The following is a 12,862-nucleotide window of genomic DNA, read 5'->3' on the forward strand; positions in this document are numbered from 1 at the left end:
TCCGTGGTGCCCCAGATCAAACGTGCACCGCCGTCGGATGCTTGCCAAGTGGGCCTTTGTCGCTGTCCAGAGTGTCAAACTTCGGACCCTGCTTTTGTACACATACGGCTCATGACGGTTCGGGGGTGCGGGGCGATAGCCTGGACCCGTGATCAGCGCGATATGCCATGGGGGCAGCGAAGCCCCCTGGAGGCACCGCCCCGCGACAGCTGGGGGACCGCGCCCGGAGCGCCACAGCGCCCGGGCGATCGCTGATCGTCTCTGTCCGACCCGTCTGCCAGAAATGGCCAAAACCGGCTCGGGCATCTCTCACCGCGGCATAACGTCGAATCCGACCGGAGACCCCGCGTCGTGGCGTTGCGCCCGCACATTTCACCTACGTCACGCAACGGCGCGCGACAGGAGCCAGAGGACATGCAGACCAAGCTGGACGAAGCCAAGGCCGAGCTGCTCGCACGGGCTGCCCGGGTAGCTGAGAACAGCCCGGCCGGGGGGCACCTTCCGACTGGGGCCGAGCAGGGGAAGCGTCCCGACCGGGACACTTTGCTCTCCTATCTCCAGCGCTACTACCTGCACACCGCTCCCGAGGACCTCACCGACCGCGACCCGGTCGACATTTTCGGTGCGGCGCTTTCCCACTACCGGCTCGCCGAGAACCGCCCACAGGGCACGGCGAACGTCCGGGTGCACACCCCGACCGTCGAGGAGAACGGCTGGACCTCCAGTCACTCCGTCGTCGAGGTCGTCACCGACGACATGCCCTTCCTCGTCGACTCGGTCACCAACGAGCTCTCCCGGCAGGGCCGCGGCATCCATGTCGTGATCCACCCGCAGCTGGTGGTCCGCCGCGATCTGACCGGCAAGCTGATCGAGGTGCTGCCGGACGGGAGGAACACCGAGGACCTGCCGCACGACGCGCTCGTCGAGTCCTGGATCCATGTCGAGATCGACCGCGAGACCGACCGCGCCGACCTGAAGCAGATCACCGCCGACCTGCTGCGCGTCCTGTCCGACGTCCGCGAGGCCGTCGAGGACTGGGAGAAGATGCGCGACTGCGCCCTGCGCATCGCCGACCAGCTGCCGGACGAGTCCCTCGCCGACGATCTGAACGAGGAGGAGGTCGAGGAGGCGCGCGAGCTGCTGCGCTGGCTCTCCGAAGACCACTTCACCTTCCTCGGATACCGCGAGTACACGCTCACCGGGAACGACGCGCTGGCCGCCGTGCCCGGCACCGGGCTCGGCATTCTGCGCTCCGACCCGCACCACAGTGAGGCCGAGGACCACCCGGTCTCCCCGTCCTTCAGCAGGCTGCCTGCCGACGCCCGTGCCAAGGCCCGCGAGCACAAGCTGCTCATCCTCACCAAGGCCAACAGCCGGTCCACCGTGCACCGCCCCAGCTACCTGGACTATGTCGGCGTCAAGAAGTTCGACGAGCAGGGCAATGTGGTCGGTGAGCGCCGGTTCCTCGGTCTGTTCTCGTCCGCCGCGTACACCGAGTCCGTGCGCCGCGTGCCCGTCGTGCGCCGCAAGGTCGACGAGGTGCTGAAGGGCGCCGGCTTCTCGCCCCACAGCCACGACGGCCGTGACCTGCTGCAGATCCTCGAGACCTACCCGCGCGACGAGCTCTTCCAGACCCCGGTCGACAAGCTGCGCGAGATCGTCACCAGCGTGCTGTACCTGCAGGAGCGCCGCCGGCTGCGGCTGTACCTGCGCCAGGACGAGTACGGCCGCTACTACTCCGCGCTGGTCTACCTGCCCCGCGACCGCTACACCACCGGCGTCCGGCTGCGGATCATCGACATCCTCAAGGAGGAGCTCGGCGGCACCAGCGTCGACTTCACGGCCTGGAACACCGAGTCGATCCTGTCCCGGCTGCACTTCGTCATCCGCGTCCCGCCCGGCACCGAGCTGCCCGACCTCACCGACGCCGACACCGAGCGCATCGAGGCCCGGCTGGTGGAGGCCGCCCGCTCCTGGGCCGACGGCTTCGCCGAGGCGCTCAACGCCGAGTGCGGCGAGGAGCGCGCCGCCGAGATGCTGCGCCGCTACGGCCACGCCTTCCCCGAGGGCTACAAGGCCGACCACTCGCCGCGCGCCGCGGTGGCCGACCTGGTCCACCTGGAGCAGCTGCGCCACAGCGACAAGGACTTCGCCCTGTCGCTGTACGAGCCGGTCGGCGCGGCACCGGGCGAGCGCCGGTTCAAGATCTACCGCATGGGCGACCAGGTCTCGCTCTCCGCCGTGCTGCCGGTCCTCAACCGCCTCGGCGTCGAGGTGATCGACGAGCGTCCCTACGAGCTGCGCTGCGCAGACCGTACGCATGCCTGGGTCTACGACTTCGGCCTGCGGATCCCGCTGCCCGCCGGCAACGGCGGCGACTACTTCGGCGACGACGCCCGCGAGCGCTTCCAGAACGCGTTCGCCGCGGTGTGGACCGGCCAGGCGGAGAACGACGGCTTCAACTCCCTCGTCCTGGGCGCCGGGCTCACCTGGCGGCAGGCCATGGTGCTGCGCGCGTACGCCAAGTATCTGCGTCAGGCCGGTTCGACCTTCAGCCAGGACTACATGGAGGACACCCTCCGTACCAACGTCCACACCACGCGGCTGCTGGTCTCGCTCTTCGAGGCCCGGATGTCCCCGGAGCGGCAGCACGCAGGCACCGAGCTGACGGACGGTCTGCTCGAGGAACTGGACGGCGCGCTCGACCAGGTCGCCTCGCTCGACGAGGACCGGATCCTGCGGTCCTTCCTCACCGTCATCAAGGCCACCCTGCGGACGAACTTCTTCCAGAGCGCCGGTGGAGGCAGCAAGGGCCAGGAGGCGGCGGGCGGCGAGCCGCACGGCTACGTGTCGATGAAGTTCGACCCGCAGGCGATCCCGGACCTGCCGGCACCCCGCCCGGCGTTCGAGATCTGGGTCTACTCCCCGCGTGTCGAGGGCGTCCACCTGCGGTTCGGCAAGGTCGCCCGTGGCGGTCTGCGCTGGTCCGACCGGCGTGAGGACTTCCGTACGGAGGTCCTGGGCCTGGTCAAGGCGCAGATGGTGAAGAACACCGTGATCGTGCCGGTCGGCGCGAAGGGCGGCTTCGTCGCCAAGCAGCTCCCGGACCCGTCCGTGGACCGTGACGCGTGGCTGGCCGAGGGCATCGCCGCGTACAAGACCTTCATCTCCGCGCTGCTCGACATCACCGACAACATGGTCGGCGGCGAGGTTGTGCCGCCGGCCCAGGTGGTTCGCCACGACGAGGACGACACGTACCTCGTGGTCGCCGCCGACAAGGGCACCGCGTCGTTCTCGGACATCGCCAACGAGGTCGCCGTCTCCTACGGCTTCTGGCTCGGCGACGCCTTCGCATCCGGCGGTTCGGCCGGATACGACCACAAGGGCATGGGCATCACCGCCCGCGGCGCCTGGGAGTCGGTCAAGCGGCACTTCCGGGAGCTCGGCCACGACACCCAGACCCAGGACTTCACCGTCGTCGGCGTCGGCGACATGTCCGGTGACGTGTTCGGCAACGGCATGCTGCTGAGCGAGCACATCCGGCTGGTGGCCGCCTTCGACCACCGGCACATCTTCATCGACCCGGACCCGGACGCTGCCGTCTCGTACGCCGAGCGCCGCCGGCTGTTCGAGCTGCCCCGTTCCTCCTGGGCCGACTACAACAAGGAGCTGCTGTCGGCCGGCGGCGGCATCCACCCGCGTGCGGCCAAGTCCATTCCCGTCAACGCGGCGATGCGCACGGCGCTGGGCATCGACTCGGGCGTCACCAAGATGACGCCGGCCGAGCTGATGCAGGCGATCCTCAAGGCCCCCGTGGACCTGCTGTGGAACGGCGGCATCGGCACCTACGTCAAGGCGCACACCGAGACGCACGCCGACGTCGGCGACAAGGCGAACGACACCATCCGCGTCAACGGCGAGGACCTGCGGGTCAAGGTCGTCGGCGAGGGCGGCAACCTGGGGCTGACCCAGCTCGGCCGGATCGAGTTCGACCGCAACGGCGGCCACATCAACACCGACGCGATCGACAACAGCGCCGGTGTGGACACCTCCGACCACGAGGTGAACATCAAGATCCTGCTGAACGGCCTGGTCACGGACGGCGATCTGACGGTCAAGCAGCGCAACCAGCTGCTCGCGAAGATGACCGACGAGGTCGGCGCGCTCGTGCTGCGCAACAACTACGCGCAGAACGTGGCCCTCAGCAACGCCGTCGCGCAGTCGCCGTCGCTGCTCCACGCCCACCAGCGCTACATGCGGCGCCTGGAGCGCGACAAGCATCTGGACCGGTCGCTGGAGTTCCTCCCCAGCGACCGCCAGATCCGTGAACTGCTCAACACGGGCAAGGGGCTCAGCCAGCCCGAGGTGGCGGTCCTGCTCGCCTACACCAAGATCACGGTGGCGGACGAGCTGATCGGGACGTCCCTGCCGGACGACCCGTATCTGCGCCGGCTGCTGCACGCCTACTTCCCCAAGCCGCTGCGCGAGCAGTTCCCCGACGCGGTCGACTCGCATGCGCTGCGCCGTGAGATCGTCACGACCGTGCTGGTCAACGACACCGTGAACACCGGTGGTTCGACGTTCCTGCACCGGCTGCGCGAGGAGACCGGGGCGTCGATCGAGGAGGTCGTGCGGGCGCAGACCGCGGCGCGCGAGATCTTCGGGCTCGGCGCGGTGTGGGACGCCGTCGAGGCGCTCGACAACAAGGTCGCGTCCGACGTCCAGACCCGTATCCGGCTGCACTCCCGCCGCCTCGTCGAGCGCGGTACGCGCTGGCTGCTGGGCAACCGCCCGCAGCCGCTGGAGCTCGCCGAGACCATCGGCTTCTTCGCCGATCGGGTGGAGCAGGTGTGGGCCGGGCTGCCGAAGATGCTGCGCGGCGCGGACCTGGAGTGGTACCAGAACATCCTGGACGAGCTCACCGGCGCGGGCGTCCCGGAAGAACTCGCGCTGCGGGTGGCCGGGTTCTCGTCCGCGTTCCCGACGCTCGACATCGTCGCGATCGCGGACCGCACCGGGCAGGAACCTCTGGCGGTCGCCGAGGTGTACTACGACCTCGCGGACCGGCTGAGCATCACCCAGCTCATGGACCGGATCATCGAACTGCCTCGGTCCGACCGCTGGCAGTCCATGGCCCGCGCCGCCATCCGCGAGGACCTGTACGCGGCACACGCGGCACTGACGTCGGACGTGCTGAGCGTGGGCAACGGCAGCTCCACCCCGGAGCAGCGGTTCAAGACCTGGGAAGAGAAGAACACGGCGCTGCTCGGCCGGGCGCGGTCGACGCTGGAGGAGATCCACGACTCGGACATGTTCGATCTGGCGAACCTGTCGGTCGCGATGCGGACGATGCGCCAGCTGCTGCGGACGCACGGCTAGTACATGGTCGACCGAGGGGCGCCTCGCACCGGGACCCGGTGCGAGGCGCCCCTCGGCGTGTCGGCCGCTGCGCGTGGCGCCGTCCGTGCGTCGGCACCGGTTCCTGCGGCCGGGCTGTGGGGCGGGGACGGCGGCGTCGGTTCGGTCCTCGCGGGAGCGGGAGCGGGAGCGTTGCGGGCCGGGCGGCGGCTCCGGTGCTGTTCTCGGCGGCGTAGTCGCCTTGCGGGCCCGGGCCCCGGCGGCGGCCCGCGCGAGCAGATGTCAGCGGGGCCGGATGGCCGTCGCCCGCTGCCCGACACTGCCGCCCGGCGGGTCAGGAGTCGCCGCGCATCCTCCGCAGCCAGCCCGATGCCCTCGGGTCCTTCGGTGTCGGTGCCGCCTTGCGGGCGGTTCGTTCGATGGCGGTCACGGCCGAGGCGATCTGCTTCGGGAGCCGGCCCGCGAAGCCGCCGCTGCCCACGCTTCCCGAGGCCCGGTCGCACAGCCCGGCGATCTCCGCGGCCGACGGCCTGTCCTCCGGGCCGGCCGCGAGCGCCGCGGCCAGCACCCCGCGCAGCGCCGCCGGATGGGCGCTCAGGTCCGGGGGCTCGTGCGCGGTGCCGGCGATGCGGGTGGCGAGCACGAAGCCGCCGCCCTCGCCGTACGGGTGGCGCCCTGATGCCGCCTCGGCGGCGACCAGGCCGAGCGTGAACACGTCCGACGCCGGGGTGAGCGCGCGCCCCAGGGCATGCTCGGGCGACATGTACTTGGGCGTGCCGACCATCCGGCCCACTGTGGTCAGCGCCGAGGTGCCGTCGGCGGCGCGGGCGATGCCGAAGTCGATCAGCCACGGCCCCTCGGCCGTCAGCAGCAGATTGCCCGGCTTCACGTCCCGGTGGATGAGACCGGCGGTGTGCACGGCATCCAGCGCCCGCGCCGCGCAGGCCGTCAGCCGCAGGACGCAGTCCACCGGCAGCGGACCGAACTCCTTGAGCGCCACGTCCAGCGGCAGCCCCGGCACATAGCGGGTGGCGAGCCAGGGTTGCGGCCCCTCGGCGTCATGGTCGACGACCTCGGCCAGATGACTGCCCCGCACCCGGCGGGCGGCCTCGACCTCGCGGGCGAAGCGTCTGCGGAAGTTCTCGCTCTGCGCGTGCTCGCGGCGGATCAGTTTCAGGGCGACGGGATGGCGGCCGTCACGGGTGCGGGTGAGGAAAACGGTGCCCATGCCGCCCTCGCCGATCCGTGCCTCGAGCACGTATCCGGCGATCTCGCGCGGGTCGTCGTCCCTCAGCGGCTGCGGCCCACGGTTCCCCATCCCGACCCCCTCGGCACCGCAGAGGAGCCTATCGCCACACGGCGCCGACAGGTGTCACTTGCGGGAGCCGGTGAACTCCTCGTACGCGGCGACGACTTCCTTCGCCGGGCCGTCCATCTGCAGCACCCCCGCCTCCAGCCAGATCGCCCGGTCGCAGCTCTCGGTGATGGTCGAGTTGCTGTGGCTGACCAGGAAGACCGTGCCGGCCTCCTTGCGCAGCTCGTCGATGCGCTGCTGGCTGCGGCGCCGGAAGCGGGCGTCACCGGTGGACAGGGCCTCGTCGATGAGCAGGACGTCATGGCTCTTCGCGGCGGCGATGGAGAACCGCAGCCGGGCCCCCATGCCGGAGGAGTACGTACGCATCGGCAGCGAGATGAAGTCGCCCTTGTCGTTGATCCCGGAGAAGTCGACGATGCCGTCGTAGCGGGCCCGGATCTGTTCACGGGTCATCCCCATCGCCAGTCCGCCGAGGACGACATTGCGCTCGCCGGTCAGATCCGACATCAGGGCGGCGTTCACGCCGAGCAGCGAGGGCTGGCCCTGGGTGTAGACCTTGCCCTTGGCGGTCGGCAGCAGGCCCGCGATGGCCTTGAGCAGCGTCGATTTGCCCGAGCCGTTGGAGCCGATCAGCCCGATCGCCTCGCCCTTGTACGCGGCGAAACTGACGCCCTTCACGGCGTGCACCTCGCGTACGCCGGGGGTGCCGCGGCGGGTCAGGATCCGGCTGAGAGCGGAGGTGGCGCTGCCCTTGCCGGTGCGCGCACCGTTGACCTTGTAGGTGATGTGGACGCCGTCGACGACGACGGTGGGGACCTGCTCGGACTCAGCCACGGCCGTACTGCTCCTCTGCCTTCCAGAAGTACACGAAACCGCCGACGGCCAGGACCACGGCCCATCCCAGGGCCAGGGCCCAGACGTGCGGGGGCAGCCGGTCGGCGGTGTAGGAGTCGATGAACGCGAAACGGACCAGGTCGATGTAGACGGCGGCCGGGTTGCACTTGAGCGCCAGGACGACGAACTCCGGCAGGTCCCGGTCCTTGAGGATGTGCGGAATGCTGAACATCACGCCGGACGCGTACATCCAGGTGCGCAGGACGAACGGCATCAGCTGGGCGATGTCGGGGGTGCGGGCGCCGAGGCGGGCCAGGACCATCGACAGACCGGTGTTGAAGGCGCACTGCAGCACCAGCGCCGGGACCGCCAGCAGCCACGACCACCGCGGGAACTCGCCGAGGACGGTCAGGATCACGACCAGTGCTCCGAGCGAGAACAGCAGCTGCTGGAGCTGTTGCAGGGCGAGTGCGACGGGCAGGGAGGCCCGGGGGAAGTGCAGGGCCCGTACGAGCCCGATGTTGCCGGAGATGGCCCGGGTGCCGGACATGATCGAGTTGGCGGTGAAGGTCCAGATGAAGACGCCCGTGACCAGGAAGGGGACGAAGTCGGGGACGTTCTTACTGGTGTTCAGGATCTTGCCGAAGATCAGGTAGTAGACCGCGGCGTTCAGCAGCGGGGTCATCAGCTGCCAGACCTGGCCGAGCTTCGCCTGGCTGTACTGGGCCGTGAGCTTGGCGGTGGCGAACGCGGTGATGAAGTGTCGGCGCGACCACAGCTGCCGGAGGTATGCCGGCAGCGAGGGCCGGGCGCCGCTCACGGTCAGCCCGTGGCGGGCGGCGAGTGAGGCGAGATCTGCGGTCGGCGGCGGCGGACTGCTCACGGGGCTCGCTTTCGGGTGGGGGAGGTAGACGCAGACGACGGGACGGGACCGTTTCGTCGCTACGGGGAGGGTAGGACCATCGGACGTCGCGACGCAACCGTCTCGTCGTCACGGGCTATGCTCCTGTGCATGCCCACGGACTCTGGAACCCCGCGCCGCGCCCCGGCGGGAGCCGCCGTGCTCCGGGAGGACGTGACGGATGCGATCCGCGCCGCCGTCTTCGAGGAGCTGGCGGCGGTCGGCTTCGCCCGTATGTCCATCGAAGGCATCGCCCGGCGGGCGGGCGTCGGCAAGACGGCGGTCTACCGGCGCTGGAAGTCGAAGCTGTCGCTGGTGCTGGACCTGCTCTCGGCGTTCGCGGCGCAGGGGCTGCCGGTGCCGGAGACGGGTTCGCTGTACGGCGATGTGCGCGCGCTCCTCGAGGTGGCGTCCCACGCCCTGCGCCACCCGGTCGCCTCCCGGGTCATCCCCGACCTGCTGGTCGAGGCGGCGCGTCAGCCGGAGATCTCGGACGCGATCAAGGCGGCACTGCTGGACGCTCAGCGGGGCGTCGCGACTCTGGTGGTCCGCGACGCGGTCGCCCGCGGTGAACTCCCCGGATCGACCTCACCGGACCGGGCGCTGGACGTGATCGTGGGCCCGCTGTACTGGCGGCTGGTGGTGGTGCGCGGGGGGCTCCCGAAGGGGTACCTGGACGAGCTGGCGAGGTCGGCAGTGGCGGCGCTGAAGGCCTGACGGGACCCCGGAAACGGTGCGGGGGCAGGGCGGCCGGGCCCGGCGGCGGGCGGGCGTCACCCGGACGGCCCAGTGCGTGGTGACCACGGTGCGGCGAACGGGTTGTTCTCCGCAGCAACCCCGCGCTCTGAATGGACGTGCTCACCATGCCGGTTCGGCTCAGCGTCGTCGTTCCCGTGTACAACGTGGACGAGTTTCTCGAGGAATGCCTGGGCTCCCTCGCCGGGCAGAGCCTGCGTGACATCGAGGTCGTCATGGTGGACGACGGCTCCACGGACGGCAGCGCCGAGATCGCGCGCGCCTTCGCGGAGAAGGATGCGCGCTTCCGGCTGGTGTCACAGGAGAACGCGGGGCTCGGCGCCGCGCGCAACACCGGGATCCGGCAGGCGCGCGGGGAGTTCCTGACGTTCGTGGACAGCGACGACGTCGTGCCTGCCGGCGCGTACGAGAAAATGGTCGCTTCGCTCGATACGTCGGGGTCCGACTTCGTCACCGGGAACGTGTTCCGGCTGCGCGCGAGCGGCAGGACCGAGCAGTCGCCGATGTTCCGCGAGCCGATGGCCACCTCGCGCACCGCCACTCACGTCACCAGGCACTGGGCGCTGCTGTACGACCGGATCGCCTGCAACAAGGTGTTCCGCAGGACGTTCTGGGACCGGCACTCCTTCGCGTTCCCCGAAGGCGTGCTGTTCGAGGACATCCCGGTGATCCTGCCCGCGCACTTCCTCGCCGGGTCCGTGGACGTGCTGCACGACACGGTCTACCTCTGGCGGGACCGGAACGGCTCCATCACCACCCGCAGGGCCAGGCCGCAGGCCGTGCACGACCGTGTCGCGTCCGTCAGCCGTGCGCAGAAGTTCCTCGCGCGGGAGAACAAGTGGGCGGAGGGCAGGCGGCGTTACGAGACCAGTGTGCTCAGCAGCGATCTGTGGCTGTTCATGGAGGCGCTGCCGGACGGGGACGCCGAATACCACCAGGCGTTCCTCGAGCACGCCGGCGCCTTCGCCGGCAGTGTCGGGCAGCGGGCGACGGCCGGACTGCCGCTGCATCTGCGCGTCAAGTGGCAGCTCGTGCGCGAACGCCGCCTGGCCGAGCTGCTCGATCTCCTCGCCTACGAGAAGCAGGGTGGCCGCGACGCCTTCCGCCTGAGCGGGCTGCGCCGCTCCCGGGCCGCGTACCCGGTCCTGACCGCGCCCCTCCCGCGCGGCGTCGCACGGCTCGGCGCCGCAGAACTGCCGGTGATCGCGCACCTCACCGAGGTGGCATGGCGTGACGGCATGCTGCATCTCAAGGGATACGCGTACCTCCGCAACCAGCCCTGCGACGAACGGCGGCCGGTCACCCTCGGGTGGCTGCGGTCCGGCAGACGGCGTGTGGTGCCGCTGCGGCTGCGTGCCGCCGATGCGCCCCAGGCGACCGCGGACTCCCGGCAGAGCCTGCACTGCTACGACCGGTCAGGCTTCGAGACGGTCGTCGACCCCACCCGGCTCGGGACGACGGACGCCACCTGGAACATCGAAGTGGGCATTCTCAGCTGCGGAAGGCTGCTCCGCGGACCGGTGCGGCTGTCCGGCAACCCCGCCGCCCCCGCCGTCCACCACGTGCGCGACGAACTCCGCATCGTGCCTGTGCTGTCCGGCAACAAGCTGAGGCTGAAGACCGAACGGGTCGCCGCCGTGTTCACCGGGCACCGGGCCGCGCCGGGGGGACGCGTCCGCATCGAAGGAACCGCTCCGGTCGGCGGACCCGCGCCGAGGGCGCTGCGGCTGGACAGCCGCCACACCAAGGAGCACATCGAGGTCCCCGTCACGTTCACCGGTGGTGCCTTTGCCGCGGAAGTCGCCGTGGAGGCCCTCGCGTCCGACGGCGAGTCCCGGACCTGCCCCTGGAACGTCCGGCTCCTGCGCGCCGACGGCAGCCGCCTCCCGGTCGCGGTGCGCGCCGCCGCCGACCCCGGCCGCCACGCGCTCCCCGACCCCGCCCGCGAACTCGTTTTCACCACCGACGCGTCCGGCAATCTGGTCCTGTCGGAGCAGACCCCCCAGCCCATCGCGGACACTTTCGCCTGGGCACTGTCCGGCGAGCTGGTGGTGGAAGGCAGCTTCCCCGAACAGGCGCTGCGGCAGACCGAGCTGGTGCTGCAGCACAGCGGCACCCACGAAGAGGCGGCCTTCCCCGTGGACGCGCAGGACGGCGGCCGGTTCCGTGCCGTCCTCGCCCCCGCAGCCGTCGACGGCCTCGGCGGCGAGCTGCCGCTGGCCGAGGGGCGCTGGTACTTCTTCTTCCGCAAGCGGGGCGAGAGCGATCCGGCACGCTACTCCCCGATGCGCCTCGCGCCCGCCGAACACGCCGCCGTACCCGCCGTGCAGGGCTTGCGCGGACGGGACTTCGCGCTGAACCGCCGCTTCCACGATCAGCTGGTCCTGGAGTCCGGTCCGGTCCTGCCCCCCGGCGAGTGGGGCGGGTTCAACGAGCGGCGGCTGCGTGAGCGTGCGGCGGTGCTGCGCGTGGGCCCGCGCCGGGACACCGTCCTCTTCAGCAGCTTCGACGGCCGCCAGTACTCCGACTCGCCGCGCGCCGTCCATGAGGAACTGCTGCGCCGCGAGACCCCGTTCGAGCATCTGTGGGTGGTGCGCGACCAGCAGGTACGGCTGCCCTCGGGAGTCCGCGCGATCGCTTACGGCGGTGCCGACTGGCACGAGGCCCTGGCGACGGCCAGGGCCGTGGTCACCAACACCCAGCTGCCGGACTGGTTCGAGCGCGGCACGGACCAGTTCGTGGTGCAGACCTGGCACGGCACCCCGCTCAAGCGCATCGGCCGGGACCTTCTGGGCACTGCGCAGGCCAACCGCCCCTACATCGAGTCCCTGCCGCGCAGGGCCGCCCAGTGGAGCCTGCTCGTCTCGCCCAACCGCTTCTCCACGCCGATCCTGCGCCGCGCCTTCGGCTACGAGGGCGAAGTGCTGGAATCCGGCTATCCGCGCAATGCGCTGCTGCACGCCGAGGACCGGGCGAAGATCGCCGCGAGCGTGCGCGAGCGTCTGGAGATCCCGGACGGGAAGAAGGTCGTGCTGTACGCGCCGACCTGGCGTGAGGACCGTCCCAAGGGCGGCGGCCGGTACGCCCTGGATCTTCGGCTCGACCTGGCCGCCGCCCGCGAACGGCTCGGCGCCGGCCACCATCTGCTGATCCGCCGGCACTATCTGGTCAACGACCCGCTGCCCGGCACCGGGGGCTTCGCCCGCGACGTCTCGCGCTACCCCGACGTCGCGGAGCTGATGCTGGTGAGCGACGTACTTGTCACCGACTACTCCTCGCTGATGTTCGACTTCGCGCAGACCGGCCGCCCGATGCTGTTCCACACCTACGACCTGGAGCACTACCGGGACACGCTGCGCGGGTTCTACTTCGACTTCGAGAGCCGGGCTCCGGGGCCGCTGGTGCCCGGCAGCGCGGAGCTGATCGAGGCACTGTGCGACCCGTCCGCCGCGACCGCCGCGTTCGAGGACGCGTACGCCGCCTTCCGTGACGTGTTCTGCGATCTCGACGATGCGAGGGCTGCCTCGGCGGTCGCCGACCGGATGCTCGACGAGTTCCGACGCCGGCCGTCGAGTTGACGGCGTCGGGCATGCGGAAGGACGTGTGGTGAACGGCCTGAATCGTTCGGGTTACGGACCGGTATGGACCGTCCGGGTGATTCGCGCGCCGTTCCTTTGCCAAAGATCGCAGCGCAGTCA

At 70.5% G+C, this 12,862-nt stretch carries 6 protein-coding genes; 3 read left to right on the plus strand and 3 right to left on the minus strand.

Annotated features, from left to right (window positions below; all coding sequences use genetic code 11):
- Window positions 1-414: 414 nt before the first annotated feature.
- Entirely contained in the window at window positions 415-5,379 is a 4,965-nt protein-coding gene (locus ABZ208_RS33275) for an NAD-glutamate dehydrogenase (protein ID WP_356913172.1), read from the plus strand.
- A gap of 313 nt (window positions 5,380-5,692) precedes the next feature.
- Here ABZ208_RS33275 and ABZ208_RS33280 read toward each other — a convergent pair whose 3' ends face one another.
- Genes ABZ208_RS33280 through ABZ208_RS33290 form a run of 3 tightly spaced genes read right to left on the minus strand, consistent with a single transcriptional unit; the run spans window position 5,693 to window position 8,390 of the window.
- Window positions 5,693-6,676 carry a serine/threonine-protein kinase gene (locus ABZ208_RS33280; protein ID WP_356913173.1) on the minus strand — a complete coding sequence of 328 codons (984 nt, stop codon included), beginning with the start codon at window positions 6,674-6,676 and terminating at the stop codon, window positions 5,693-5,695.
- A 54-nt stretch (window positions 6,677-6,730) separates the two neighbouring features.
- Window positions 6,731-7,507 carry an ABC transporter ATP-binding protein gene (locus ABZ208_RS33285; protein ID WP_356913174.1) on the minus strand — a complete coding sequence of 259 codons (777 nt, stop codon included), beginning with the start codon at window positions 7,505-7,507 and terminating at the stop codon, window positions 6,731-6,733.
- A complete protein-coding gene (locus tag ABZ208_RS33290) occupies window positions 7,500-8,390 on the minus strand; it encodes an ABC transporter permease (protein WP_356913175.1) in 891 nt (296 codons plus the stop codon). Before ABZ208_RS33290 ends, ABZ208_RS33285 begins: the two co-directional genes overlap by 8 nt.
- Window positions 8,391-8,507: 117 nt before the next feature.
- On the opposite strand from ABZ208_RS33290, the gene ABZ208_RS33295 reads away from it, so the two are divergent.
- Entirely contained in the window at window positions 8,508-9,125 is a 618-nt protein-coding gene (locus ABZ208_RS33295; RefSeq protein WP_356913176.1) for a TetR/AcrR family transcriptional regulator, read from the plus strand.
- Between the two features lie 146 nt (window positions 9,126-9,271).
- The gene (locus ABZ208_RS33300; protein ID WP_356913177.1) at window positions 9,272-12,742 is read left to right on the plus strand and encodes a CDP-glycerol glycerophosphotransferase family protein; all 3,471 of its coding nucleotides are present in this window, start codon (window positions 9,272-9,274) and stop codon (window positions 12,740-12,742) included.
- Window positions 12,743-12,862 lie beyond the last annotated feature (120 nt).

The sequence above is a fragment of the Streptomyces sp. NPDC006208 genome (assembly GCF_040613775.1).
In the GTDB taxonomy this organism is placed as follows: Bacteria; Actinomycetota; Actinomycetes; order Streptomycetales; family Streptomycetaceae; genus Streptomyces.